The organism is Streptomyces sp. NPDC054866, assembly GCF_053610745.1.
On the sequence record NZ_JBSGZA010000001.1, the window covers coordinates 1897231 to 1923016 of the forward strand.

28 protein-coding genes are annotated in these 25786 nt (G+C 70.9%); 12 read left to right on the plus strand and 16 right to left on the minus strand.

Translation table 11 applies throughout. The features are described from left to right. Positions 1–190: 190 nt before the first annotated feature. Complete coding sequence (locus tag ACWGI2_RS08230) at positions 191–463, plus strand: hypothetical protein (RefSeq protein WP_453694540.1); 273 nt, start codon at positions 191–193, stop codon at positions 461–463. A 17-nt stretch (positions 464–480) separates the two neighbouring features. Here ACWGI2_RS08230 and ACWGI2_RS08235 read toward each other — a convergent pair whose 3' ends face one another. The 6 genes from ACWGI2_RS08235 to ACWGI2_RS08260 all read right to left on the minus strand — a co-directional run bounded on the left by ACWGI2_RS08235 (position 481) and on the right by ACWGI2_RS08260 (position 5399). Continuing rightward, the gene (locus tag ACWGI2_RS08235) at positions 481–939 is read right to left on the minus strand and encodes an RDD family protein (RefSeq protein WP_453694541.1); all 459 of its coding nucleotides are present in this window, start codon (positions 937–939) and stop codon (positions 481–483) included. Between the two features lie 126 nt (positions 940–1065). Beyond that, positions 1066–1533 (minus strand): hypothetical protein, encoded by a 468-nt coding sequence (locus ACWGI2_RS08240; protein WP_453694542.1) that lies wholly within the window; start codon positions 1531–1533, stop codon positions 1066–1068. 132 nt (positions 1534–1665) lie between these two features. Next, complete coding sequence (locus ACWGI2_RS08245) at positions 1666–2226, minus strand: DoxX family protein (RefSeq protein ID WP_453694543.1); 561 nt, start codon at positions 2224–2226, stop codon at positions 1666–1668. Between the two features lie 83 nt (positions 2227–2309). Then, positions 2310–2729, minus strand: a complete 420-nt coding sequence (locus ACWGI2_RS08250; RefSeq protein ID WP_453398901.1) for a hypothetical protein — start codon at positions 2727–2729, stop codon at positions 2310–2312. 162 nt (positions 2730–2891) lie between these two features. After that, entirely contained in the window at positions 2892–4442 is a 1551-nt protein-coding gene (locus ACWGI2_RS08255; protein WP_453694544.1) for an alpha/beta hydrolase, read from the minus strand. 135 nt (positions 4443–4577) lie between these two features. After that, positions 4578–5399: an AraC family transcriptional regulator gene (locus tag ACWGI2_RS08260; RefSeq protein WP_453694545.1), complete on the minus strand. Its 822-nt coding sequence runs from the start codon at positions 5397–5399 to the stop codon at positions 4578–4580. Positions 5400–5449: 50 nt separating this feature from the next. On the opposite strand from ACWGI2_RS08260, the gene ACWGI2_RS08265 reads away from it, so the two are divergent. The 6 genes from ACWGI2_RS08265 (at position 5450) to ACWGI2_RS08290 (ending at position 11841) form a co-directional block, all read left to right on the plus strand. After that, positions 5450–5839, plus strand: coding sequence for a cupin domain-containing protein (locus ACWGI2_RS08265; RefSeq protein WP_453694546.1), 390 nt, complete (start codon positions 5450–5452; stop codon positions 5837–5839). 206 nt (positions 5840–6045) lie between these two features. Next, positions 6046–7314: an aminotransferase gene (locus ACWGI2_RS08270; RefSeq protein ID WP_453694547.1), complete on the plus strand. Its 1269-nt coding sequence runs from the start codon at positions 6046–6048 to the stop codon at positions 7312–7314. A 154-nt stretch (positions 7315–7468) separates the two neighbouring features. Then, positions 7469–8425, plus strand: coding sequence for a hypothetical protein (locus tag ACWGI2_RS08275; protein WP_453694548.1), 957 nt, complete (start codon positions 7469–7471; stop codon positions 8423–8425). 187 nt (positions 8426–8612) lie between these two features. Beyond that, positions 8613–9116, plus strand: coding sequence for a hypothetical protein (locus ACWGI2_RS08280; protein ID WP_453694549.1), 504 nt, complete (start codon positions 8613–8615; stop codon positions 9114–9116). Then, positions 9116–10321, plus strand: coding sequence for a DUF6236 family protein (locus ACWGI2_RS08285; protein WP_453694550.1), 1206 nt, complete (start codon positions 9116–9118; stop codon positions 10319–10321). Before ACWGI2_RS08280 ends, ACWGI2_RS08285 begins: the two co-directional genes overlap by 1 nt. Before the next feature lie 62 nt (positions 10322–10383). After that, on the plus strand, positions 10384–11841 hold the full coding sequence (locus tag ACWGI2_RS08290; protein WP_453694551.1) for a hypothetical protein: 1458 nt from the start codon (positions 10384–10386) through the stop codon (positions 11839–11841). 5 nt (positions 11842–11846) lie between these two features. Here ACWGI2_RS08290 and ACWGI2_RS08295 read toward each other — a convergent pair whose 3' ends face one another. The 3 genes from ACWGI2_RS08295 to ACWGI2_RS08305 form a co-directional block, all read right to left on the minus strand. After that, positions 11847–15299, minus strand: coding sequence for a WD40 repeat domain-containing serine/threonine protein kinase (locus tag ACWGI2_RS08295; protein ID WP_453694552.1), 3453 nt, complete (start codon positions 15297–15299; stop codon positions 11847–11849). Positions 15300–15412: 113 nt separating this feature from the next. Further along, a complete protein-coding gene (locus ACWGI2_RS08300) occupies positions 15413–15967 on the minus strand; it encodes a GNAT family N-acetyltransferase (RefSeq protein WP_453694553.1) in 555 nt (184 codons plus the stop codon). A gap of 31 nt (positions 15968–15998) precedes the next feature. Further along, a complete protein-coding gene (locus tag ACWGI2_RS08305; protein ID WP_453694554.1) occupies positions 15999–16280 on the minus strand; it encodes an ArsR/SmtB family transcription factor in 282 nt (93 codons plus the stop codon). Here ACWGI2_RS08305 and ACWGI2_RS08310 point away from each other — a divergent pair. After that, the gene (locus ACWGI2_RS08310; protein ID WP_453694555.1) at positions 16186–16527 is read left to right on the plus strand and encodes a putative quinol monooxygenase; all 342 of its coding nucleotides are present in this window, start codon (positions 16186–16188) and stop codon (positions 16525–16527) included. The two genes, ACWGI2_RS08305 and ACWGI2_RS08310, sit on opposite strands and share 95 nt — an antisense overlap. Before the next feature lie 839 nt (positions 16528–17366). On the opposite strand, the gene ACWGI2_RS08315 is transcribed toward ACWGI2_RS08310, so the two are convergent. Further along, positions 17367–17936 carry a TetR/AcrR family transcriptional regulator gene (locus ACWGI2_RS08315; RefSeq protein ID WP_453694556.1) on the minus strand — a complete coding sequence of 190 codons (570 nt, stop codon included), beginning with the start codon at positions 17934–17936 and terminating at the stop codon, positions 17367–17369. 88 nt (positions 17937–18024) lie between these two features. Here ACWGI2_RS08315 and ACWGI2_RS08320 point away from each other — a divergent pair, with 88 nt between their 5' ends. Beyond that, positions 18025–18918 (plus strand): NADP-dependent oxidoreductase, encoded by an 894-nt coding sequence (locus ACWGI2_RS08320; RefSeq protein WP_453694691.1) that lies wholly within the window; start codon positions 18025–18027, stop codon positions 18916–18918. 78 nt (positions 18919–18996) lie between these two features. On the opposite strand, the gene ACWGI2_RS08325 is transcribed toward ACWGI2_RS08320, so the two are convergent. The 5 genes from ACWGI2_RS08325 to ACWGI2_RS08345 all read right to left on the minus strand — a co-directional run bounded on the left by ACWGI2_RS08325 (position 18997) and on the right by ACWGI2_RS08345 (position 22111). Next, positions 18997–19359 (minus strand): STAS domain-containing protein, encoded by a 363-nt coding sequence (locus ACWGI2_RS08325; protein ID WP_453694557.1) that lies wholly within the window; start codon positions 19357–19359, stop codon positions 18997–18999. Further along, entirely contained in the window at positions 19347–20141 is a 795-nt protein-coding gene (locus tag ACWGI2_RS08330) for a hypothetical protein (protein ID WP_453694558.1), read from the minus strand. The genes ACWGI2_RS08325 and ACWGI2_RS08330 overlap by 13 nt, the downstream gene beginning before the upstream one ends. A gap of 109 nt (positions 20142–20250) precedes the next feature. Then, on the minus strand, positions 20251–20709 hold the full coding sequence (locus ACWGI2_RS08335; protein ID WP_453398885.1) for a PaaI family thioesterase: 459 nt from the start codon (positions 20707–20709) through the stop codon (positions 20251–20253). Between the two features lie 59 nt (positions 20710–20768). Next, complete coding sequence (locus ACWGI2_RS08340; protein ID WP_453694559.1) at positions 20769–21440, minus strand: enoyl-CoA hydratase-related protein; 672 nt, start codon at positions 21438–21440, stop codon at positions 20769–20771. 62 nt (positions 21441–21502) lie between these two features. Beyond that, a complete protein-coding gene (locus tag ACWGI2_RS08345; RefSeq protein WP_453694560.1) occupies positions 21503–22111 on the minus strand; it encodes a TetR/AcrR family transcriptional regulator in 609 nt (202 codons plus the stop codon). Between the two features lie 418 nt (positions 22112–22529). Between ACWGI2_RS08345 and ACWGI2_RS08350 the strand changes: the two genes are divergently transcribed. Continuing rightward, a complete protein-coding gene (locus tag ACWGI2_RS08350; protein WP_453694692.1) occupies positions 22530–23039 on the plus strand; it encodes a GNAT family N-acetyltransferase in 510 nt (169 codons plus the stop codon). A 90-nt stretch (positions 23040–23129) separates the two neighbouring features. Further along, positions 23130–24089 carry a GNAT family N-acetyltransferase gene (locus ACWGI2_RS08355; protein ID WP_453694561.1) on the plus strand — a complete coding sequence of 320 codons (960 nt, stop codon included), beginning with the start codon at positions 23130–23132 and terminating at the stop codon, positions 24087–24089. A gap of 35 nt (positions 24090–24124) precedes the next feature. Here ACWGI2_RS08355 and ACWGI2_RS08360 read toward each other — a convergent pair whose 3' ends face one another. After that, positions 24125–25063: an oxidoreductase gene (locus ACWGI2_RS08360; protein ID WP_453694562.1), complete on the minus strand. Its 939-nt coding sequence runs from the start codon at positions 25061–25063 to the stop codon at positions 24125–24127. 105 nt (positions 25064–25168) lie between these two features. Here ACWGI2_RS08360 and ACWGI2_RS08365 point away from each other — a divergent pair, with 105 nt between their 5' ends. Then, positions 25169–25756 (plus strand): acyl-CoA-like ligand-binding transcription factor, encoded by a 588-nt coding sequence (locus tag ACWGI2_RS08365; protein ID WP_453694693.1) that lies wholly within the window; start codon positions 25169–25171, stop codon positions 25754–25756. The last annotated feature ends 30 nt before the right edge of the window (positions 25757–25786 follow it).

A 25786-nucleotide genomic window follows, 5' to 3' on the forward strand; every position in this document is an offset into this window, starting at 1 on the left:
CACACGATCTACCTCCCCCTCGGGGGGTCGTTTTTTTTGAAAAAACCCCCCGGCCGCGGCGTGCGGGGGGCCCGGGCGGGCCCCCCCCCCCCCCCCCCGGCGGGGGGGGGCCCCCCCACGTCGGCCCAGACGTAGAGGGCGGTCATCAGGAGGATGGCGCCGGGGAAGCTCCCGCTTACCGACACGTCCCTTGCCCCGGCAACATGTCGCACGCGTCTCTCTGATCGCTCCGCAGGACAGAGCGCTCGACGAGGAGTTGCTGCGCACGATCACCACACTGCCCACCGTCCGGCAGACGGTGGGCGATCTGCGCCCCGGCGCCCGCGTGCGGCGCACCGTGGGCCTGGCCAACTCCCCGGGCGAGCTGATCCTTGCCACCGACAACCGCAGGGACGTCGGCATGGACCACCGGGCCATCAGGGCAGCCGAACGCCGGGGCCTGTACCGGGGAGCGGGCGCCTGACCCTCGCCGCTGCCGTATCAAGCACGGATCGCCCGGCGCTCCACACGCACCCCCACCGCGTCCTGCTGCTCCACATCGCTGTCCGTCGCCAGATGAACAGGGACGAAGACGACCATCCAGTAGAAGCCGAACAGCCAACGCCCGATGAGCCGGACGAGGCCGGGACGTCGCCCGTCGGACGCGCGGACCACACGCAGTCCCGAGATCACCTTTCCCAGGCTGGCCCTGGCCGCCTGCGTGAGCAGGACGTGGTTGACGAAGGACACTCCGACGGCCACGCCGAGCGCAAGGCCCCACACCGTGGGGGACTGCGGCCGGAGTTCGACCACGCCGTCACTCACCTTCACACCGGCCGCGGCTCCGGCCGCGAGGCCACACACCAGAGCGACGAGCGCGTCGACGACGGCCGCGGACACTCTGCGCACCTGCGAGGGGGCCACGACACGGGTGGTGGGGGTGTACTGCTGATCGACCACGGCTCTGCTTCCCGGCCTCTTCCTTGGCTCAGTCCAAATGGGCCGGTAGCCGCCGGACCCAGGCTGCACGCTACTGTCCGAGATCGCGCGGGCGCCCCCGGGGGTACGTGGAGCACGGAGCGAGCATCAAACGGAACTGCCGCCCCGCATGTCGCCCCGCATCGACTCGCGCAGCGCGATCAAGTCGTCGGCGTACCGGTCACGCCCCGCCAGATAACTCTCGCCGTCCGCCCGCCCGCCGCCCGCAGCCACATCGCGCAAATCCCGAAGCGAGCGAAACGCCCTCTCCGAGGCAAGGACCACCACCGCAGGCGCCACCACGGCAACCTGATAGCGCAGAGCGATGCACGGCTCGAACGCCTCCCGAGCCGCGGCAAGCCGGCCCGCGCCCTCCAGTTTGTCACTGCGCACGATCACCCCGCACGCATGCCGGGCGTGCGACAGGCTTGCCAGGTACGAGCCGTACAGCTCCCGCCGGACATCGGCTCCACGATCAGCCCGCTCCCTGCGCCCTCTCTGGCGCTCCAGCACGGCCGCGGATGCCGTGGCGATCCCGGCGCCAACCACCGTGCTGACCAAGGTCGTCCACTCCACGACGCGGAACCCTAACCCCTTGGGCACTCATCCGGCTCGAAGGGGCACAGCTGAACTTCCCTACGTGCCAGGGAGTTTCGCCCCCCAGCCGGGCCGGGCCCGGCCCGGCGGGGAAGTACGACGCTCTGTGGGTCAGTTGTGCAGGGTCAGCAGGACGACCGCGGCCGAGAGCGCGCCGAGAGCCACGGCGGTGATGCCGTGGGAGAGTCGGTGCGTGCGCGGGACGGGCAGGAGATGGTCGACGGCGAACCTGCCGGGGCCCGCAAGCGCCAGGCTCACGGCAGCTGTGAGCAGGACCAGTTCGTACTCGATGCCGGAGGGGCTGAAGAAGCCGTTGCCCCACTTCATGGCGATGGCGTTGATCATGATCCCGAGGATGCCCGCCCCGGCGAGCGGGGTGAGCAGACCGATGGCGAGACCGAGGCCGCAGAGCGTCTCGGTCAGACCGGCGACCATGGCCATGGTCTTCGGGGCGGAGTAGCCGTCGCTCGCGAAGAACCCCGCGGTGCTGTCGAGACCGGCGCCGTTGAACCAGCCGAAGAGCTTCTGGCTGCCGTGGACGGCCATGGTCAGACCGACCGCGCAGCGCAGCAGAAGGAGGCCGATGTCACCGCCGTACTGCGCGGGGGTGAGCGTCGAGTTGGTGCCGCGGAGAGCGGCCGTGTGTGTGCTGGTGGAAGTGGAAAGGGGCATGCGGATCTCTCCTGTTGATCGGTGAGGGTGGTGCGGTGGTGCCGACCGGTTCTGTCGGCGGGGTGCGGGCGGAGAGATCCCGTCTACGTTCTGATGACCTGGGTTCTGTAGAGGTCGACGGACGTCGCGTCCGGGGGAGAGGCGCCGGGCAGCGCGGGGGCCTCGTCCCGCGGCTCGTACGGCGATGGCATCGCCTCGAAGGCGGGCGAACTGGTCCGCTCGGGAGCGGGCAACGCCCCGCGCGGGGCCCTGTTCTCGCCCTCGTGACAGCCACGGCTGCCGTCGCGGGCCCGGTCACGGCCACTGTCACGGCTGTCGGCCGCGCGCTCGGCGTACGGGCCGAAGGAGGTGACGGCGGCTGCGCCACGCTCTTCGGTGACCGTCACGACGTCGGTGCTCGCCGGACCGTCGGGCCCGAGTGAGGGGACGAGGAAGAGGAAGGCCATGGCGAACAGGACCGTGCGCACCGCACCGCCCTGGAGTCGCGTCTCCCGTGTGGCCATGTCCGACCGATGGTAGGCGAGAGCGGGCGTCGGGCACAGAAGGAGACCGAGGTACATGTCATGACGACGGGTGCGTGAGCGATCGTGGGCGCATGCTGTTGCCGCCCTGTTCCGGGCTGGGGGATCAGGGCCCACAGCTCTACTCCGACGGTTTCGGACGGCCTACCGGCGAGCGCACGTGATGTCGTGGGCGGGAAGGTCGCCCGTGCGCAGGTAGTTGTTGACCGTGCCGTCGGCGCAGGGGACGGGGCTCAGGCCTTCGAGTCCGCGGCCGTACACGCCGTGGGAGCGGATGTCCGCGGTGACCAGGCGGGAGCCGCTCAGCTTGCGGTGCAGGGCCAGGGCCCCGTCGTAGGGGACGTTGTTGTCGTGGCGCGCCTGGAGCATCAGTACGGGTACGTCGTTGGCGATGGCCGTGCCCGGTTCGCGGGGCTCACCGGCCCAGAACGCACACGGGGCGATCATGCCGTTGACGTAGGGGCCGAACACGGGCTGTCCGGCGCGGCTGCGCACACTGTTCTTCCAGTACGTCTCCGGGTCCTTCGGCCAGCCGCCGGCAGGCCAGCCGCCGTCACCGCACATGAAGAGCGCCCCGCCCACCATGCTGTCCGCCAGGTCGGGCGAAGCGAGCAGCTCCAGCATCGCGGCGAGCTCGGGGCCCGGCGAGACCGGCTTCCCCGCCGCGGCGTCGACCAGGTCGCGGACGATCGCGGCCAGCGTCGGATCGTTCTCCGTGTGCTGGATCGGCTGCTTCAACAGCAGCCGCAGGACAGGGGCGTTGAGGCGTTGCCCGTCGACGCTGACCGGCTGACGCTCGGCCTGCGCGAGGAGCCGCTCGACGCTCATCCGTACGTGGGAGGCCGTGCGGCCAAGCCGGTACGTGTCGTGGTGGCGGGCGGTCCAGGCGGCCCATTCGTCCAGTGCTTCCTCGGCCGGTTCGCCGGAGCTCTGGAAGAGTTCGTACTGGGTGGCCGCAGGGTCCGTGGAGGAGTCGATGACCATGCGGTCGGTGCGGCGGGGGAACATCTGGGTGTAGACGGCGCCCAGGTCGGCGCCGTAGGAGATGCCATGGTAGGAGAGCTTCCGTTCGCCGAGGGCGGCCCTGATCACGTCCATGTCCCGGGCCACGTTGCGGGAGGACGCGTGCGGCAGCAGTTCCGCGTTGTCGCCGTGCTCCTGGCAGCGCCGCGCGGTGTCCCGCGCCGCCCGCACCGACGCGTCGAAGTCCGCACGCGGTGATGTCGAAGGGCCGGGCGGGGACGGCGACTTGGGCGGTGCGCAGGTGATCGGGGCACTCTCGCCGAGGAACCGCGGGTCGAACCCGATGAGGTCGTACCGGTCCGCCACCTTCTTCAACGCGGGCCGCAAAGCAAGGGTGTTGGCAAGGCCGCTTCCGCCGGGGCCGCCGGGATTGGACAGCAGGATGCCGCGGCGGTGGGACGAGGACTTGGCCTTGATACGGGAGACGGCGATCTGGAGGGTGCGGCCGCCGGGATCGGAGTAGTCGAGGGGGACCTTCACCTTCGCGCACTCCGCCCCTGCGGCGTTCAGCTCCGTCTGCGCCTTCGAGCAGGGCCCCCAGGCCGGCCGCTGCTGTTCGTAGACCGGGATCGGGCGCGGAGCCCGGGAAGAAGTCGCCGTCGACGGCACGGCTCCGGCGAGCAGCCCGGCCAGGCTCAGGCCTATCGCGAGTGAGGGGATGACGCCGCGCATCGTGCTCCTTGGGATCGCCTGAGTCGGAATCGACGGGATCGACGGAATCGACGGGATCGACATGATCGACGGAGTAGACGCTAGGAGCACGGGTGGTGACAGGGCATCAGGTCACCTGGTCGATGCGTACGGGGGCTAGCCCCCGCCCCGCGCCCGTCCCCGCCCATAGCGTCCGGGCGTCGTGCCCACGTGGCGTGTGAAGTGCCGGTTCAGATGGGCCTGGTCGTGGAATCCCACGGCGGCCGCGACCTCGGCGGGGCGACGACCGTCGAGCAGCAGGTGGCGTGCCTGGTCGATGCGCTTGCCCGTGAGGTAGGCGTGCGGCGGCAGGCCGTAGGTCTTCCGGAAGCAGCGGATCAGGTGGGTGGGGTGCGCGTGCAGGGTGTCGGCGGCCTCTTGCAGCGGGAGACCGGTGGCGGTCCGGGAGTCCAGGAGTTCGCGCAGCGCGGCCGCGAGACGGTTGGCTTCGAGGCCCGGTGCGCGGGGCCGCAGCGCGTCGAGGTGGACGTGGAGCCGCTCGCGTATGAAGGAAAGGCGCGACTCGGCTTCGAACTCGTCTCCCATGTGGCCGAGGGAAGCGTGGAGTTGGTGGATCCGATGGCGCAGCAAGGCGTCTTCGAGGACCGGACCGTCCACCGCGCCGCCGGCCAACCGCTGGGGGAGCACCGAGTCATCGAGGTAGAGCACGCGCTTGCGGAAGCCCGAGGCTGTGACCGTCCGTCCGTCGTGGGGCACGCCCGGAGGCAGCAGGAGAACGTTGGCGGTGCCGGTCGCGTCATGGCGGCGGCGGTCGAGCGCGAAGTCGACCGCCCCGTCGTCGAGGATCATCAGGTCCCAGGTGTCGTGGGTGTGAGCCGGATACGCGTGGTCGGTGAAGTGCGCGTGGAAGACCTCGGCGATCCCCGGAACCGACGGCCGCCAAGCGCTGATGGACGTGCGGGGCCGCTCTTCGTTCATGCCAGGAACGTACAAGACCGGCCGGGTCCGGTCGCGGCAGGCTCATGGCCATGAGGAACGAACACGGCACGTCCACGAAGCCCGCCCCCGTCAACATCGCCGACAGGCTCGCGGGCTTCAGCGAACTGTGGTCGCAGAAGACGGTGGCCACCCTCAATGACTACGAGGTCAAGCTGGCCAAGCTGCACGGAGAGTTCGTCTGGCACAGCCACGAGGACACCGACGAACTGTTCCTGGTGATCAGCGGACAGCTGACCATCCAGCTCAGGGGCGGCGAGGTGACCCTGGCGCCGGGGGAGCTGTTCGTGGTTCCGCGCGGTGTCGAACACTGCCCGGTGGCGGACGAGGAGACCGCCATCCTGCTCTTCGAGCCTGCGGGGACGCTGAACACTGGCGACGCCGGCGGCCCGATGACCAAGGCCGCCGAACTCGTCAGCTGATGTGAGCACGGCCACAGCATGGGCCGCGGCATGGACCGCGACGGTCTCCTCGGCGAGTGACGATCTCCGCGGAGAGTGACGAGCGCCACCTGCCGAGGCACGGGCAGGCCATCGCTTTGTATCCTCGGCGGGCAGTGCCGATACCTCCGTCGCAGGCCCGGGCAGCTCACAGGCCCGGGCGGCGCCGACAACGTAAGGACACACCCATGACCACCGAGCTGAGCCCCGACGCCGTGACCGGGCTCCTTGAGCGGGCCCGCCAGGACTATCAGGACCTCGCAGGACGCGGGCTCTCGCTCGACCTCACGCGCGGCAAGCCGGCGCCGGAGCAGCTCGACCTCTCCGAGGACCTGCTGAGCCTGCCGGGCGGGCGGCACACCTCCGCCGACGGCACGGACGTACGCAATTACGGCGGTCTGCAGGGTCTGGTGGAGCTCCGGGAGATCTTCGCGGACGTGCTCCAGGTGCCCGCGGGGCAGCTCCTCGCGCTCGGCAACTCCAGCCTCGAGCTGATGCACGACTGCCTGGTGCACGCGCTGCTGAGCGTGGTTCCGGGGGCCGAGTCGCGCTGGGTGGACCAGGAGCGGATCGCGTTCCTGTGCCCGGTTCCGGGTTACGACCGGCACTTCGGGCTCTGTGAGCGGTTCGGGATCGACATGATCCCGGTGCCGATGACCGCAGAGGGCCCGGACATGGACGTCGTGGAGCGGCTCGTCGCCGAGAACCCGAAGGTCAAGGGCATCTGGTGCGTCCCGAAGTACAGCAACCCCGACGGCGTCTCCTACAGTGACGAGACCGTCGCCCGCCTCGCCTCGATGCAGACCGCCGCGCCTGACTTCCGGATCTTCTGGGACAACGCGTACGCCGCCCACCACCTCACCGATGAGCCCGTCGAGATCGCCGACCTGCTCACTGCCTGCGCGGACGCGGGCAACGCGGACCGTGTCTTCGTCTTCGGCTCCACCTCGAAGATCACCGCCGCGGGTGCGGGCGTCGCGTTCTTCGGCTCGTCGCCCGCGAACCTGAAGTGGCTGCTCGCCAACAACGCCAAGCGGTCGATCGGCCCGGACAAGATCAACCAGCTGCGGCACGTGATGTTCCTGCGGGACGCCGACGGTGTGCGGGCCCACATGGAGCGCCAGCGCGCCCTGCTCCAGCCGAAGTTCGAGGCGGTGGCCCGGATCCTGGAGGCGGAGCTCGGCGGCACCGGCCTCGCCCGCTGGACCGACCCCAAGGGCGGCTACTTCGTCACGCTCGAACTGACCGATGGTGGCGCCAAGGAGGTCGTACGCCGTGCCGCGGAGGCGGGCATCGTGCTGACCCCGGCCGGCGCCACCCACCCCTACGGCGACGACCCGCGCGACTCCACCATCCGCATCGCGCCCAGCTACCCGAGCCTCGCCGAGCTGGAGCAGGCCATCGCGGGGCTCGCCGTGTGCGTACGGCTCGTGGGGTACGAGCAGCGGGTCGCCTAGGCCCGAGGGACGGCCCACAGACAGAGCCGGAAGCCCGGAAGCGGGAACGCCTGCCATGCGTTCCCGCTTCCGGGCTTCAGCCCTGGTGACACCTGCCCGCTTCCGGCCAGTAAACTGCGCGCGCTCAGAAGCGGCGCAGGAGGCGGGGGAAAACGTGGCACACGGGGGCTATCAGGGCTGGGGACCGGCGAACGGTCAGCCTCAGGGCGGCGGCCCGAATCCGTACGGGCCTCAGGGCGGCGCCCCGAATCCGTACGGCCCGCCGCAACCCGGTCCGTATCCGCCGCCGCACCCCCACCCACACCCGCAGCCGTATCCGCTCCCGCCGCAGCCCGTCCGGCGGAGGCGTTCGGGGTGCGCGCTCTTCTTCGTCTCGCCGCTCATCCCGTTCATCCGTTCCGCCCGCCGCCGCGCCGAGGCGATCTTCAACCAGCCCGGTGCGGGGCGCGTCGCGGATCCGCTCGTGTCGAAGGTGCAGCTGGGCCGTGCGATCGCCGGTGCGGCCGCCAGCTTCCTCCTCGTCTACACCTATGGAGCGGACGACGGCTGGAGCGGGGTCGCCAACGACGGCGTCGTGAAGCTGATCCTCGCCCCGCTGCTGCTCATCTTCACCGGGCCACTGGTCGTCCTCGGCTTCATCCGCTACGCGCCCGCCGCGCAACGGCGCGTGCTCCGCTCCCGGCTGCGTGCGCCGCTCAAGGCCGTGGCCTGGTACGTCGGCATCCTGGTGGGTGTCGCACTCGTACTGGCGGGCAGCGCTCTGGTGCTCAAGCAGAACCACGGCACGCTCGTGAACGGCCTCATCGCGCTCGGGCTGCTCATCGGTCTCGTCTGGCTGCTGCCGTTCCTTCTCTTCGCCTCGGCTTACGCCGCCCGCTATGCCTTCAACACGTCCAACGTGCACGCCGCTCTGCCGGCCGCGCTCACCGTCGTACTCGTCTGGGAGCTGATGCTCTTCAGCGTCGCGCTCGAAGGGGGTCTGCCGCACGGGCCGCCGGCCGTGCAGTGGTGCGCGATCCTCGGCGGCCCGTTGTCGGTGACCGCGGTGGCCCTGTGGGAACTCCACCGGATGCGCACCCGCCATGGCGTCCGCATCCGCGCCTACGGGTGACGCGCGGCGGGCGCGGTCGCGCGTCAACGATGATGGCTCCCGGCGGAGTTGTGCCTGAAGGGCGCTCTGAGCCCCAAGTGCTTCCGAGGTATGGCAGGGTCGTCAGACGGATTCCCGATCACTGTGGAGGGCCGTGATACCGCAGAACCGATCCGAGGGCGAAGCATTACTCGACCTCGGGACCTCAATGATCGACAAGGGTCGCCTGAACGACGCGATCGAACCGCTGTTGCGGGCCGCCGCGATCAGCGGGCCCGCGGCCCAGCGCAGCGCGACGGCGACGGCGCTGCTGCGACTCGGAGTCGGACTCTGCGAACGGCGTGGCTTCGCCGACGCGCTGCGTGTCCACGTCCGGGCGGGCGCGCTCTTCGCCGAACTCGGGGATGTCGAACAGGAATTGCGGTGCCGCATCCTCACGGGCATCTGCGAGTGGCAGCTCAAAGCGTACGAGAGCGCGATTCAGATCTTTGAATCCAACGCGGAAAGAGCGCGCAGTGCGGGCCAGACCGCGTTCCGGGCGCTGGCGGTGCTGAACATCTCCTGCATCCTGGTCGACCATCTGCGCCAGTACCAGCGGGCGGTGCCGTACGCGACCGAAGCCGCGAGGCTCTACCGGTCGACGGGCGACCACGAGCAGGCGGCCCATGCTCTGCGGCACCTCGACGAGGCGCGACGCGAAGGGAATGCCTGATGGACCGGTTCGCCCTCTACTACCCGCACATCCACGTCCGCGACGATGACTGGCTCAAGTACGCCGCCCTGTACTGGCCCAAGATGGCCCGGATCCGGCCGCCGGGTTACCCGCTCCAGGACTCGCCCGCCGCGCAGGAACTCCACGCCGCGCGCTGGCTGTTCGACCTCGAACCGCCTGTATGGGCCGCCGCCGAAGTCGCCGAGCCGTTCCTGGAACTGCTCCACGAACACGGCGCCACCCTCAGGGACCGCTTCGGCCTCGACCGGATCGAGACCTGGGGCCTACCGGTCGCCGACGCCGGATTCGGCAACGCGGGTGTGCGCTCAGCGCGCGGCGAGGAGTCGGATGAGGACGACCCGACCTGGCTCAACCCGCGCTTCGGGTACGTCCACACCAGCCGCATCAGCCGGCACCTCCTCGACTCGGCCGTCGACCAGGGGCTCGCGATCATCCGCCAGGGCCGCGGCGGGATCTGGGCGGCGATGCACCCCCAGTTGGCGACCGTCTACATGCTCGCGCTGGCCGAGCAGATAGCCGCCGAGAACTGCCTGCACCCGATCACCGACCAGACGCTGCCGCACGCTGCCATGTCCGGCTGGACCTTCGAGCGGCTCGCGTCGGTGCTCCTGGACGACCTCTCCGCAGAGGCTTCCGCGGCGCGGCCGACGCTGGAGGAGGCGTTCGCGTTCCTGGCGTTCGAAACGGTGATCCCCGCAGATCTGCGGAACGTCCCGATCGAGAAGATCCTCGACATCCGCGTCGAGTTCGGGGCCGAGCTGGACGGGTTCCGGGAGTTCACGGCCGAACAGGTCGAGCGGCTCGCCGCCATCGAAGACGTGCGGGACGCGGGGCTCTACCAGGAGTACTTGCACACCGAAGTCGACCGCGCGGTCCGGACACGGCTCGACGACCTGGACGACTGCATGCGCAGCGCCGGCCTCGAAACCGCCCGGGCCTTGGCCAATGTCAGGTCGGTGGCCCTCCCGCCGGTGGCCGCGGTGGCGGCGAACGCGGTCGGCGTCACCCCGGCGCTGACCGTCCCCGCCGTGGTCGCAGGCTGCATCGTCGGCGCGCCCCTCCAATGGCGCCGCAAACGCCGCGAGATCGCGCAGGAGTCGCCCGTCGGCTACCTGTTCCAGCTCAAGCGGGCCCTCGGCCCCGACACGCTGATCGACAAGCTGCGAAAGGCATGGCCACTATGACGGGCGGCGGCGCCTCTTTCTCAGAGGCCTTTCACGAGACATTCCCCGGGCCCGACGCCGACATGAGCCCCGGGCCCGACGCCGACTTGAGCCACGTGCTCATCCCCGAGCCCACAGCTGATCCGGCAGTCCTCGCCCTCGCCGACCGGCAGACCCGGCGCCTGGCCGAGTGTCTCATCGGCGAAGCTCCGTCCGACTGCCGGCGGATCACCGCGGTGTTCGCCCTGACGCTGCGATCCGAGGCCTCACACGTCCTCCACTCGACCGACCGGGCCTCCACCAAGGGCGCGCCGGGCCCCGACGCGCTGCGCCTGGCCCGCGAGCTGCGCCGGACCACCGCCCGGCTGCCGCGCGGGCCGTGGTGGCGTATGACGCTCGACCTGTGCGTCGACGGCAGCGTCGACGCAGTGGACTTCGACTATGGCGACGAGCCGTTCCCCGACGAGCACCTGTTCGCCCCCGAGGACTACCGGGCCGACCTCGAAGCCTTCGACTGGTCGGCGGAGAAACTCCCCACTTGGCTGTCCGCATTCGTCAGCCACGGCGGCAGACAGACGCGCAGCCCGCGCAAGGCCGCGATGCCGGGCGACACACACGGTGCACGGTCCGCCCAAAGTGTCTCGCCGAACGAACTGCCCGGCCTCACCGAGACCTGGGCGCGCTGGGCCGTCCTGTCGGCGGCGTTCGTCGCCGCGGGTTCCGTATGGGGGCCGCGGATGGAACCCTCCCACGCACGGTTCGAGGGCTCGAAGCGCGGCGGGTCGTCACTGTGGATGCTCGCGGGCGGCCGGGCCGTCCTCTCCGGCGGCATCTGGGACCCGCCCAGCCTGGCCGATGCCTACCGCGGCGACGCGCCGCACCCCGAGCTGTTCGCGGGGGCGCCGCCATGGGTTGCCGATCCGCTGCTCAACGAACGGAGCCAGGTCGGTCTGCTGTCCTTCTGCTACTGGTGGGAGAGCGGGCGCTGGATGCGGGGCGAATCGCTGAAAGCGGAGGAGATCGCGACGGCGATTCCCGGGGTCTGGACCAGCGCGACCGTCGCCGGGATCGTGTCGAAGCTGCCCCGGCGCGTCACGCCGGACACCGAGACGGCCGCGCTGCGCCTGGTCCAGGCCGCCGAAGGGGGCTTCGCCGAGCGCGGCATGCTGGCCGAAGTCTTCGGGGGCGGCGAGGACGCCGACCTCGACGGCGCGTACCACCAGTTGGTGATGGCGGGGGTCGTGCACCGCACCGACCTGCCGCAGTTGCCACGTCACCAGGCGATCGCGATCGTGAGGCGCTACATGCTCGCCCACGACCTGGACAGCCCCGACTACCGGGCCGCGGACCTCGTGGCCGACCGGGTGGACTGTGGCTGGCAGGTCTACGCGCCGGTCACCGACGGCCAGTTGAGGATCGGACGCGGGCTTTTCTACGTCGCCGACGACGAGGTCCTGGAGACCACGGACACCCAGAGCTCGCGCCCGGACCAGTACGCGGAGGAATTCGCGCGCCGGTACCGCGAGCGCTGGGGGATGTGAGCAGGTCAGGTCCGCGGTTTCGCTAGCTCCCAGTCGAGCGTCCACAGGCGTACGTGCCCGTCGCCCCCTCCGGTGACCGCGTATGCGCCGTCGGCCGTCACAGCGAGCTGGGCCAGTTGCCCGGGCTGCGTCTCCACCGTCCGCAGGCAGGTGCCGGTCGCCAGGTCCCACAGCCGCATCCCCTCACCGTCGTGGGTCGACAGCAGGAAGCGGCCGTCCGGGGTGAAGCGCATCCTGTGCGCGTTGCCGCGCTGTCCTTCGAGCACCGCGGTGCAGGCGCCGGTGGCCGTGTCCCATACGCGGATCGACAGATCGTCGTAGCCGCCCGCGGAGGCCGCCAGGCTCCCGTCGGCGCTCATCGTCACGGCCATGACCCAGTGCGTGTGACCACGCAGCACGGCGTCGCAGCGGCCGGTGCCGAGGTCCCACAGGCGGACCGTCCCGTCACTCGCGCCGGTGGCGGCGATCCGGTCGCCGGGGCCGACCCACGCTGCCCTGGGCATTCCGGTATGGCCTTCGAGCATGCGCAGGAGGGTGCCGGTCTCAAGGTCCCAGAGCCTGAACCGCTGGTCCGTGCCGTCGCCGCCGATGAGCGCGCAGCGCCCGTCAGCGGTGAACCGGGCCGCGTCGGGACTCATCGCCATGGGAGCGACCCACCTGAGCGTCTCGGGTATCGCGTCGGTGCCGATGAGCCGGTCGTCGGACATCGCGTACCGTTCCGCGCCACTGCTGGTCCACCAGGCCCTGGCCGATCCGCTGCGACCCCAGCCCATGACGGTGCCGCCATCGGCACTGAGCTGCACCTTGTCGATGCCGGCGAAGGGGCCGCGGCGCTCGCTTCGTTCGTCCACGGTGATGGTCCGCATGAGCGCGTTACTGCCGAGGTCCCAGAGCCGGATCTCACCGCCGCCACTGGTGGCCATCACCTCCCCGCCCGCACTGATGTCGAGCGAATCGATGGTGGAGCGGTGCGCCGTGAAACTGCGAGCGTGCCAGACCGCACGAATGCCGGTGCGGACCAGTGACCGGCTGAGGGCGCGCCAGGCGGCCATCACGTCGGGAGCCCGCTCGTGCCCGGGCACAGCCCGAGCCTCCCGGAGCGCGTCGAGCGCAGCGGCGCGGTCGCCTGCCGACTCCCGAGCCGCCGCGATCTCCAGCAGCGCCTTCACCTTCTCCTCCAACACGTTCAGTACGCCGTGCCTGCGAGGCCAGCACACCTGGAACGGAACGGCGGGAGACTCGGGCATCCGCCACAGCCGCACGGTGTTGTCGAGCGACGCGGACAGCGCGAACCGATCGCCCGCTCCCCACAGCACGCGGCCCGCCTTGCCCTGGTGGCCCCTGAACGTCCGCATGCACCTGCCGGTCCCCACGTCCCACAGACGGATCGCGCCGTCGCCGGCACCGGCCAGGAGCCTCGCGGCGTCGGCGCTGAACGCGAGCGACCTGACCGGGCCACGCAGTGTGCGAAGCCGCCGCCCCGTGCGCAGGTCCCAGATGCCGGTGGCATCGTGGTTGTCGGCGATCGCCGCGATGCCGTTGCCGGTGTCGAAGCACACGACGGGCTGGTTCACGCCTTTCCCGGCCAGTACCTGCGCGCATTCCCCCGTGCGCAGATTCCAGAGGCGGGCGATGCAGTCCTCGTACCCGGCCGCGAGGACCCAGCGGCCGTCGGGGCTGAGCTCGGCTTTCGGGAACTGCGCCAGCGGGCCGTGCAGCCGCAGGCGGACCTGGCGCCGGCGCAGATCCCACACGACGATGTCGAAGCCGTGCACGCCGTCCTTCCAGACCGGTTCCGTGGCGACGGCGATGCCCTCCCGCGCACTGACCGCCGCCCAGTCGAAGGACCTCGCGGCCCTGATGGTCCGCAGGCAACTGCCGTCGGACAGGTCCCAGATCCGCATGACCGCGTCGTACTCGACCGAGGCGCAGTACCTGCCGTCGGGAGTGATCCGGACCGACCGGATCTTGGCCGTGTGGCCGCGAAGGGTGCGCAGGCACCGGCCCGTGCGCACATCCCACACGCGGACGTGTTCGTCGTCACCACCGGTCACGGCAGTCCGCCCGTCCGCGGCCACGTCGATGTGGAGCATCGGGTCGAGTTCGCCGTCGACGGTCGGGTTCCAGCGGATCTCGTTGGTCCCGATACAGTCCGCGTCCGGCACCGTTCCGGAGCCCAGCGTGTCCAGCGCCTCGCGCACGTCCCGCAGCCCGGGCCGCTCGCGGTCGACGCCTTCGAGAAGCGGCCGGGCCGTGACGAGGTCGCCCCGCTCCAGGTGGACGAGGCCGAGCGCGTGCCGCGCCGGCCAGGCGTCGTCGGTGTCGGTGCGGACGGCGTCGAGATCGGTGACCAACTCCTCGTCGGTTATCTCACCGCCGCGCCAACGCCACAGCCCCGAGTTCAGCGTCGCCTCGGCGTGCTGCGGGTCGGCTCTCAGCGCCGCGGTGAAAGCGGCGGCGACCTCCTCCTCGCGGTCGAGGTCGAGGAGGGACAGCGCCCGGTTGTTGAGCTCGTCGGCGCGCAGGTCGGCGGCCTTCGGCTCCAGGCGCCGGTACCGCTCCCCGGTGACCCGCAGGTAGATCGCCGTCAGTTCCTCGGCGACCGCCGCCATCGACCCCGGCCGCTCCGCGGAGTCCGGGGCGAGGCAGAGCTCCAGCAGATCGGCCAGATCCGGCGGCAGCGGCGGCAGGCCCGGCCCGTACGACTCGATCCCGTGACGCTCTCTGATCGTGTCGTTCGCGAAAGGCCCCCGGCCCCAGCGCGGCCCGCCGGTGAACATCTCAAGAACCGTGACACCGAGGCTGAACACGTCCGTTCGCCGCCCGACCGGCCGGTTCGCAAGCTGCTCCGGCGAGGCGTACGCCGGTGTCCGCCCGCCCGCCGACACCGGGACGCTGACGCCGCGCTGAAGGTCACCGTCGTCCTCGGCGGCGATCGGCCGGATGCGAGCCAGGCCGAAGTCGGTGACCTTGGCGACGATGTCACCGCCGCCCTGTAGGTCGAGCAGTACGTTGGCGGGCTTGACGTCCCGGTGCACCAGGCCCGCAGCGTGCGCATGGCCCACGCCCCAGGCCATCTGGATCGCCAGGTCCAGCATGCGCGCCACGGCCGCCTCCGGGCCGCCCTCGTACAGGCGGCGGTCGGCGATCCAGTCGTGCAGACTGCCGCCGCGTACGTATTCGGAGAAGACGTAAGGAACACCATCGACCACGCGCACGTAATGGCATCCGCAGATGTTCGGGTGCAGCCCGAGCGCGACCCACGCCTCGGCCTCGCTGACGAACCGCTCGCGCTGCTCATCCGTCGCGAACAGCTCCGGCTTCGGTGTCTTGACCGCCAGGTCGATTCCCCACTGCCGGTGCAGGACGCGTAGCACCCGCCCCATCCCGCCCTCACCCGCGACCTCCTTCACCTCGTAGCGATCGTCGAGACCCTCCTCGATTGCCCTGCCGCCCATGTACAGCACGCCTCTCGCCCCGAATCGACAGCGCCTTCCCGCTCATTAGAGATCGGGCCATCCGGGTCTGTACGGTCAACGGTGGATCTGACCACCGCCGGCGGCATCGTCGATCACGCGTCGAGGACCATCTCGCGTTCCCTCTTCGAGGGGTCGCCCTGCATCGGGACGGTCTCCCCGGAGCGCACGAATCCGTACCGCCGGTAGAAGCTCTCGGCCCGCGCGTTGTCCTCATGGACGTACAGGCGCACCCGCGCCACATCCGGCACCGACCACGCCCACGCGACGGCCGCCTCGAAGAGTGCGTCGATCACTCCGCTGCCGCGGTACTCGGGGCGCACGTACACACCGGCGAGATGCGCCTGGCGCTGCTGAACGGGCCCGCCGAACACTTCGTCGCTGCCCGCGTCCTCGATGAGTACGGTCACCGAGCCGCTCCAGGTCCCGTCGGGGCCCTCGCCCACGAACTGGCGCACCCGCGCGCCGTCGGCCGCCCTCTCGGCCCGCTCCTGCCAGAAGGAGTCCGGTTCCGCGGCGGCCTTCTCGTACGTCTCGAGAAAGGCGATCGGAGCCACCGGATCCTGTAGGGCCAGGAGCCGCAGCTCCTTCACCTCCGGCCACTCATCGGCACGGACTGGACGGATGGCATGGCGGGAACCCTGGTTCATGCCGCCGCACCCTACGTGTGGCTCACGGCGCTCACTCCTCCGGCTCTGCCATCACCACCCCGAGGAGCCCTGGAAACCGCTGCTCCACATCCGCCCGGCGCAGGGTGGCCATCCGGCTGTTGCCGCGGGCGACCTGCTGGATCAGCCCGGCCTCGCGCAGCGCGCGGAAGTGGTGCGTGACGGTCGCCTTGGAGACCGGCAGCGCGAAGGAACTGCACGTGCGCGCGGTGCCGTCGGGCGCGGCGGCCAGCTCGCGCACCACGCGGCGACGCAGCGGGTCCGCGAGTGCGGCGAGCACCGGGCCGAGCCGCATCTCGTCGTTCGTCGAGCCGACGCGGCAGGAGCCCGGCTGCCTGGAGTACCACTTCCACGAGGACCGGGACGAGCCCGGCGTCTTCGTCTTCTACGAGGCCTGGCGCACCCAGGCCGACCTCGACGCCCACCTCGCCCTCCCGCACATGCGGGCCTTCTGGGAGCGGCGGATGGAGTACCTGGAGTCCGACCTCGACATCCGTTTCCTGACCATGCACAGTCCGTACTGGTCCGCTGCCGAGGCCTGAAAGCTGACTTCATGGATCCAGCCAAGTTCGGGACCTTATCCGGCAATTCGGGGCCTGATCCGGCAACTTGCCGCCCATCGATGCCCCTCGCCCCTATGGTGTACGGACACGATTAGGTGCCTGGGGGTGAGACCGATGGCTTTCACCGAGATCGCCGTAGCTGTGATTACGGCCGGCCCTGCCTATATCGCGGTCTGGTTGGCCGCACGCAAGGCCCAGGGCGAGCCGGCGCAACCGCAGGCTTGTGCGCAGCACGCCGTCTGCGAGCAGTGCACGGGTCGAACCCCGGCGGATAGTGTGCCGGACGGCGTCATGGTTTGGGCTCTCGCGACCTGACCCCTCCTCTTCGCGACACCGCGGCGGGGGGCCCCCCCCCCCCCGGGGGGGGGGGGCCCCCCCCGGGGGGGGGGGGGGGGGGGGGGGGGGGGGGGGCCCCCCCCCCCCCCCCCCCGCCCCCCCCCCCCCCCGCACCCCCCCCCGAGGGGGCGGGCCGGGGGGGGGTGCCGCGCGCGGCGGTCCGGGGGGCGGCCCCGGCCCCGCGCCCCCCCGCCCCCCCCCCCCCCCCGCGCCCCCCCCCCCCCCCGGGGGGGGCCCCCCCCGCCGCGCAGTTGGGGCCGCGCGGGGCTCAGCCTCGGGTGCGCACGCCCACTGCTCCCGAGTCGCTCCACCGCCGCCTTCGCCGCAACGTAGCGCAGGAACGGGGGTGCCACGGTGGGGTCCGCGGCCGAGGAGACGTGCACGACCGCTCCCGAACGCCGTGAGCACCTCGGCGCCCGCGTCCAGGAGTTGGCGCACGACGGCCGGAGGGAGGGGAGGAAAGCTCGACGCTGTCGGAAAGGTCAGGTGGCCTTCCAGGCCGCGTCGATCATCAGGAAGACCTCGTCCACGGCGGCCTCCGGATCCGTCGCCTCGCGGGCCAGCGAGAACGCGTCGATCGCGAACCTCGCGATCGCCCGGCAGGCCGTTGGGGTCTGCGTCAGCTCGGGATCGGCGGCGATGGCCGCTGCCACGGACTCCGCGTGGCGCAGCCTCATCGACTCCTCGTACACGCGAAGGGCGGGTGACGAGTCGATCAGGCGCCAGATCGGGGCGGCGCCGTCCGCCGTGCAATGTCGTACCAGGGCCAGGATCTCGCGGTGCAGCGCAGGGATGAGGGGCTCGTGCGGCGCCCGGCCCGTGACCGCCTGTGTGAGGCGCTGCTCGAAATCCGCGTCCTGCTCGAACACCAGGGCCTCTTTCGAGGCGAAGTGGGAGAAGAGCGTGGTGACGGCGACGTCGGCCTCGGCGGCCACGTCACGGATGCCCACCGCCTCGTACCCGCGTTCCAGGAAGAGCCGCAGGGCGGTCTCAGCGATGTTCTGGCGGGTCGCGGCCTTCTTGCGCTCGCGACGTCCGGTCGGCGCGGTCATGCCGTGATGCTACCAGTTGCAAAGCTGCAACCGTTCAAAAACCCTAACGGTTAGTGTTATGGTCGGCCGCATGACGACGATCAAGAGCATGAAGAGAGTGACCTTCGCCGAGTTCGGCGGTCCGGACGTCCTGCAGCTCCTGGACGCCGAGCAGCCTCACGCCGGCCCCGGCCAGATACGCATCGCGGTGCGGGCGGCGGGCGTGAACCCCGTCGACTGGAGGCTTCGCGAAGGCCAGATTCTGGGGGCCCACCCGATCGAGTTGCCTGCCGGAGTCGGCCTTGACGCCGCCGGGGTGGTGGACGAGGTCGGTGAGGGCGTCGAAGGGGTCGAGGTCGGCGACCACGTCTTCGGTGAAGGCGCAAGCACCTATGCCGAGTTCGCCGTGCTGGGGGCCTGGGCCCGTATGCCCGACGGCCTGACGTTCGAAGAGGCGGCCGGGTACCCCTCCGTGGTGGAGACCGCGCTACGCGTCATGCGCGAGGTCGGTGTGCAGTCCGGGCAGACGCTGCTGGTCAGCGGTGCGTCAGGGGGAGTCGGATCGGCGGTGCTGCAGATCGCACGCGATCGCGGCATCACGGTGATCGGCACGGCCGGGGCCGCGAACCAGGACTATCTGCGCAGCTTGGGTGCCATCGCCACGACGTACGGCGAGGGCTGGGTCGAGCGGGTGCGGGAGCTCGGCCCTGTCGACGCGGCTCTCGATCTGGCGGGCTCGGGCGTGATCCGGGAGCTCATCGAGCTGACCGGCGATCCGCAGAAGGTGATCTCCATCGCCGATCTCGACGCGCCGAAGCTCGGTGTCCGGTTCTCCGGCGTGGCCGGGAGCGTGCCGGAGGCGCTGGCCGAGGCCGCCGGTCTCATCGCGCGGGGGAAGCTCCACATCCCGGTCGAGAAGTCGTACACGCTGGCCGAGGCCGCGGCGGCGCACATCGACAGCCAGGCCGGTCACGCGCGCGGGCGCCGGGTCATGGTCGTCTGAGCCGTTTCCGTTCGCGCGGTACGGCCACCATGTCCTCGCCGTCTGCCGGGCGGGCCGGACCGTCGTTCTCCGCCCGGGTCAAGTAGCCGCACCATCAGGGCAGTTGGCCGGAGGTGAGGGCGGCCACGTGGGGCGGTGTGCGGGCGGTAGGGTCAGCAGGGCCTGGCCCACCGTGAGGTAGCGGGGGAAGAATTCCGTGCTGCCGGTCAGCGCCAGCAGCTGGACGAGGTGACGGCCGGCTCCTGCCAGCAGGAGCTGGCCCTCGCGGCGCCGCAGCAACCACCGCACTCCCAGCAGGCAGTTGAGCCCACGGGAGTCGCAGAACACCAGCGCCGTCACATCGAGAACGAGATGTCGATGACCCGCCATGACGGAGGCGCCGAGGGTGCGCAGAAAGAACTTCTCACCGCTCTGGTCGAGTTCACCGCTCACACGCAGCACGGCGCACTCTTCGCACCGTGCGAGCTCGTGGATGATGAGGCGATGGGTCTGCGTCGACATCGCGCCTCCCTGTGGTCGTTCGTACGGAAGCCCGTGTGCATGCCGCTGCACAATCTGCCCCGCCCCCGAGTCCCCCGTCCACCCCGCCCTACGCCTCGCTCCTCCCATCGCTGTGGGGGGCATGGCGCTACAGCGCGTTCCCACTGCCATGGGGTTGTCGACGCGACCGGGCGCCGGCGCGGGCCCCTTGCCGTGGCCGAGAGCTGTGCGTCCTGGATGCCGCCCTTGACGTCCGCGGCGTCCGCGAGTTCATCGAGCCCGGCGACGACCTGCCCCGGTACCTCGGCCACGATCCAGACGACGACCCGCCAGCCCGCGTCCACACAAGCGCGTGCGTAGGCCCCGGCCAACTGCGTCTTCCCCACGCCTCGGCCGCCGGTGAGCGCGCAGACGACCGTGACCCCATTCCGCTGCATGCCCGTTTCGATGGCCTCGAACAGCTCGGCGCGTTCCTGGAAGGCGAGGGGTTCGTGCGGCAGGGGTCCGATGAGCAGAGGCCCGTCCGCCGGGGGAGGGGGCGCGGTGCCCGCGGCCCGATGGACCGGTGCCGGATCGCGGGCCGCGAACCAACCGCCCGCACTGAGCACCGCGGCACTGGTCGTCGACGCGAGAGCGAGGGCAGCTTCCGGTCCCGCGTCCGTCAGTGTCAGCAGGGTCCACGGCACGGCGAATGCCCCCAGGGTGGACAGCACGACGACCGTCCAGCGAACCCCATGACCCACGGCAGACCTCCGGCATGTCCGGCGCGCACTTCGCCGTTCGATGCCATCAGAGTGCCCAACTGGCGTACTGGGCAATACCGTTGGTGATGCTTCCGCAGGTGATTCGCCGTCAGGCCGTGGGCCCGATGATCAGGCAGGTGGTGGTCGCGTGAGCGATCAGCTTGCCCTCCTCGTCCAGGACCTTGCCTTCGGCTGTCGCGGTGCGGCGGCCCGTGTGGATGACCGTGCCCTCGGCGGTGAGCGTGCGTTCGTCGGTGCGTGCGGCGCGGATGTAGTTCACCTTGAGTTCCAGCGTGGTGTAGCTGACGCCCGCGGGAAGCGTGGTGTGGACCGCGCAGCCCATCGCCGAGTCGAGCAGGGTCGCGGCGATGCCGCCGTGGACCGTGCCCAGCGGATTGGCGAAGTCGGGGCGGGTGTCCAGGGAGATGACGATGCGGCCGTGTTCCACCTCGTCGAAGCGCATGCCGAGGAGGCGGCCGATGGACGGTATGTCGGCGGTGCGCTGCGTCTGTACCCAGCGCATCAGGTCCAGTCCGGACATGGCGGCGGTGACTTCTGCGGTCGACATGGTGTCTCCTTGTGCGTGTTGCTGTGCCGGTGGGTTCGGTGCGGTCGGTGCTGCCGGTGTCAGCCGAGGATGTTGTCCTTGTCCCGCAGGGCGGCCAGGGCGGATGCGTACATGCGGGTCTTGATGGTGCCGAGAGTGGGGCCTGCCTTGCCCACCTGGGAGCGGGCGATCTCGAGCGCCGTGTCGCGTACGGCGTCCTCGTCCACCGCCCGGTCGACCACGGCGGCGGCCAGGGCGTCGTGGCCGCCGTAGCGCCGGGCGGTCGTCATGGCCTCGTGTGCGGTCTGCGGGGTCAGCCGGGCCTGGATGAGCGCGGACATGCCCGGGGTGAAGGGGATGTTGATGTCGGCCTCGGGCAGACACCAGTAGCCACGGTCGGCGCGCATCACCCGGAAGTCGTGCGCCAGGGAGAGCATCGCCCCTGCCGCGAAGGTGTGCCCCTGCAGCGCGGCCACGGTGACGACCGGCAGGGAAAGCATCCGCGCCAAGAGGCCCTGCACGCTGGTCACATAGTCCTGGTGCTGGTCGGCGTGGGCGAAGAGCCAGTCCAGATCGAGGCCGTTGGAGAAGAACTTGCCCGTCGCGGCGGTCACCAGGGCGCGGGGCCCTTCCGCCTTCTCCACCTCGTCGAGCGCCGCGTCGACGGCGGCGAGCCAGTCGGGGTGGAAGCGGTTCTCGCCGTCCCCGAGGTCAAGGATGAAGACGTCGTCCCGGCGGTCGAGCGTGGGCATGGTGGCTCCCTCAGGGGTCGGGCCAGTGGGGTAGAGCTCGGGCGATGGCGGGGGATGATGGGTCACTGGTGCTCCTGACCGGGCTCAGGGCGGTCAGCCAGCGCGTGTACGAGGATGTCGTGGATCTCGGCGGCGGCCGCGTCCAGCGGGGCGGTGCTCCGCTCGGCCCGGCACATGATCACCGCGCCTTCCACGGCGGCGATGATGAAGGCGGCCAGTCTCCCTGCCCGTTCCTCGGGCAGGCCGTGCCGGACGAGCAGGCCGGCGAGTGCCTCCCTCCAGGCGGCGAAGACCCGCGCCGCGGAGCGGGCGAGGTGCGGGGCGTCGTCGTTGGTCTCCACGGCCACCGCCACGATGGGGCAGCCTGCGCGGAAGTCGCTGTCGACGAGCCGCTCGCGCCACAGCCTGAAGAAGGCGTCGATCGCTTCCAGGGGATCGTCGGCCCGCGTGCCGACCTCGATCAGACCGCCGATGAAGTCACCGGCGAGTGCCACCGCCTCGTCGATCAACTGGGCCCGCCCGCCGGGGAAGTGGTGGTAGACGGAGCCACGGGGAGCGCCACTGTGGGCGAGCACCCGGTCGATGCTGGTGGCGCCGGCCCCGTACTCACGCAGCAGTGCCGCGGCACTCAGCACCATCCGCTCACGGCTGTCGCTCTTACGGGGGCTCACGCGCCCACCGCCGCGGTGATCGGGCTCGGGCGAGCCGATGGGCCGCCGGTGGCGGTGAAGAGGCCGTCGAACATGCGGGAGCCTTCCTGGCGTCGCCGAGCTGCGCCCGACCCTGGACTACTGCTCGGTAACTTATGGGGTATGGCATAGAACATGCAAGGGGTCCGGCCGCTGCCCGGATGGTAAGATCTACGGCGTTCGTGTGATCCGTATCGAGGATGTTGGGAGTTGGGGCTGATGACCGCGCTCAAGGCCACTGCCATGCGCACCGCCCGGACCACCCTCACGTCCCGGGCCGTGGCCTGACCTCAGCCGGATTCGCCCTCGCTGGGAGCGTGAGCTCGCGGGGCGCCACCCACACGAACCACCATGAAACGGATCTCCATCCACCATGAGCGACACCACCATGGGCAACGCCATGAGCAACACCTGGATCACGCGCGCCGAGACCAGCGCTGACATCCCCGCCGTTCGCGCCGTCGTCGTCGCCGCGTTCGACACCCCGGCGGAGGCCGACCTCGTCGACGCGCTGCGCGCCGACCCCGCGTGGATCGACGGCCTTTCCGTCGTCACCACCGACCAGGACGGCAAGATCGTCGGCCACGCTCTGCTGACCCGCTGCCACATCGGGGACACCCCGGCCCTGTGCCTGGCCCCCGTCGCCGTACTCCCCGAGTACCAGAAGACCGGTGCGGGTTCCGCGGCGATCCGTGCCGCGCTCGACGTGGCCAAGGACAGGGGCGAGCGCTTCGTCACCGTCCTCGGACACCCGGCGTACTACCCGCGATTCGGCTTCACCCGTGCCTCCACGTACGGCATCGGCATCAGCATCGACGTCCCGGACGAGGCCATGATGGCCCTCGCCCTCGACGCCGGTCACCCGCTGCCCAGCGGCATGGTGCGCTACGCCGCGCCGTTCGGCATCTAGCCGGACCCCGCCGTGCCGGGGCCCCGCGACCCCGGCACGGCCCCGAAAAGTCCGTTGCGGACCCACTCCCCGGCACCGGAGAGTGGGTCCATGACCACGCCCGCCACCCTCCCGCCCGGCCTGACGATGCGCCCCGCGACGTTCGACGACGCGGCGGCGGTGTGCGTGCTGCTCAACGAGATCGACCTGCTGGAGATCGGCCGTGCCGACACCGAACTCACCGAGATCCAGGCCGACTTGAAGCACCCGGAAGTCGACCTGGAGCACGACTCCTGGCTGCTGTTCGACGACGGCAGGCTGATCGCGTACGGGATGCTGTGGGACGAGTCCGGCGGCGAACGGATCGACACGGAGTGCTACACGCTGCCCGACCGGCCCCAGGCCGCCCAGTATCTGTTCGACCTGGTGGAGACGCGTGCCGCCGAGCGCGCCGCCGCCAACGGAGCGGACCGGGCGGTGGTGCACCTGCACCTCAACATCGCCCCCACCATGGACCTGCGCGCGCTGCGCGGACGCGGCTGGACGACGGTCCGGCGCTACAACTCGATGGTCCGCCCCCTGTCCACGGACGCGGATCGAGTGGCCGGGCCGCCGCCCGGTGTGACCCTGCGCCCCTGCCTGGCCGAGCCAAACCGAAGGCGCGCCCACGGGCTGCTGCAGGAGACCTTCGCCGAACACTTCGACTTCCACCCGCGTACGTACGAGCAGTGGCTGGACGACATCGACGCCGAGCGCACCGACTGGTCCCTGATGTGGATCGCGCACGTCGACGGCCTGGGTGACGCGGCGGTGCTGCACACCCACAACCACCGCACATCGATGGCATGGATCAGCAGCCTCGGGGTGCTGCGCCAGGCCCGGGGCCAGGGCCTGGGGAGCTACCTACTGCGCCATGCCTTCGGCCACTACGCGGCGCTGGGCCGCGACCGAATAGGTCTCGGCGTGGACACCGACAACAGCAGCGGCGCCCTCGCCCTGTACGAGCGCCACGGCATGACCCTCGACTTCGCCCTCCAGGCCTGGGAGTTGATCCGCCCCGTCGCGCGCTGACGGGGCTCCTTCGGAGGCGCCCGGCTGTACGCCGGCTATACGACCGCCGGGAACGCGAACCGTACGTCGGTCAATTGCTCCGACAGCTCCCACAGGCGCCGCCCGGTCTCCGCGTCCGCCGCCACGGGAGCCAGCCGCACCCGGGTCGGTGCGCCGCGCAGTTCGGCCATGCCTCCCGGACCGATGAACTGGCCGCTCTCCACCTCCGGTTCGGTCGCCGCGTACAGCTGGGGGAGTGCGCCGTCGGCCGGGCGCTGGGCGAACAGCGGGTTGCCGATGCGGCCGAGCACCACGCGCCACAGGCCGGTCGGTGTGCCCATCTGGAGGTTGGTGGCGGTGTAGCCGGGGTGGGCGAGCACGCTGCGTACCGGACTGCGGGACTCGGTGAGCCGGAGGTGGAGTTCCCGGCCGAAGACGGCGTTGGCGAGCTTCGACTGGTTGTAGTAGCCCATGGGCTTGTAGGCGCGCTCGCCGTTCAGGTCGTCGAAGCGGATGCGCCCCTGCCGGTGGTTGATCGAACTCACCGTCACCACTCGGGGATCGTTTCCGGCGGTCAGCAGGTCGAGCAGCAGGCCGGTGAGCGCGAAGTGGCCGAGGTGGTTGCAGGCGAACTGCAGCTCGTGGCCCTGCTTGCTGAGCGTGCGGGGCGGGGCCATCACGCCCGCGTTGTTGATGAGTACGTCGATGTGTGGGTGGTCGGCGCGCAGACGATCGGCGAAGCCGCGGACCGAGTCGAGGTCGGCCAGGTCGAGGCGGCGTACCTCCAGGCTCGCGTCCGGCTGTGCGGCGGTGATCTCCGCGACCGCCTGATGGCCCTTGTCCTCGTCGCGTACCGCGAGGATCACGTGCCCGCCCCGCCGGGCGAGCGCCCGGGTGGTCGCCAGGCCGAGGCCGCTGTTGGCCCCGGTGACGACGAACACCCGCTTGGTCTGGTCGGGGATCTGCTCGGCTGTCCAGCGCTGCTGCTGCGTCATGCGGCACATGTTGTCGCTCGTGGCACTCAGTGTCAAGAGGAGCCTGAGTGTCATGAAAGGCATGGCGTGTACGATGGCCCGGTGAGCTCCCGCCCCGAAGTGACCATGGCCGAGCGCAAACGGCAGCTCGTCTCGAACGAGTTGACCGAAGCGGCGCTGCAACTCCTCGCCAGGAAGGGGTTCGACGCGGTCACCATCGACGAGATCGTGACCACCGCGGGCGTCTCCCGGCGGACGTTCTTCCGGTACTTCGCGTCCAAGGAGGACGTGGTCGTCCAGTTCCTGGCCGACATGGGGGTCGGCATTCACGCCGAGCTGGCGGCCCGCCCCGCCGACGAGCGGCCCTCCGTGGCGCTGCGGCACGCGATGTGGGTTCCCCTCGCCGCCTGTGGCGACCACTCCGAGCGCGTGCTGCCCGTGGTGCGGCTGATTCTGCGCACCCCGGCCCTGCGGGCACGCTTCCTTGAGCACCAGGCGCAGTGGGGCGACGACCTGACGGGGGAGGTGGCGCGGCGTCTGGGGCGTGACGCGGGCGTGGACCTGTACCCGCGGCTGGCCGCCGGGATGGCGCTGTGCGCCTTCGACGCCGTGCTGCAACGGTGGAGCGACAGCGACGGCGTCGAGGACCCGGCCGAGCTGACCGACCAGGCCTTCGCGGTCATCGCCCCCGCGCTGGACGCCGCCGGAGCTTAGGCCGCGCCTGATGGGCCGGTGGCGGACCGG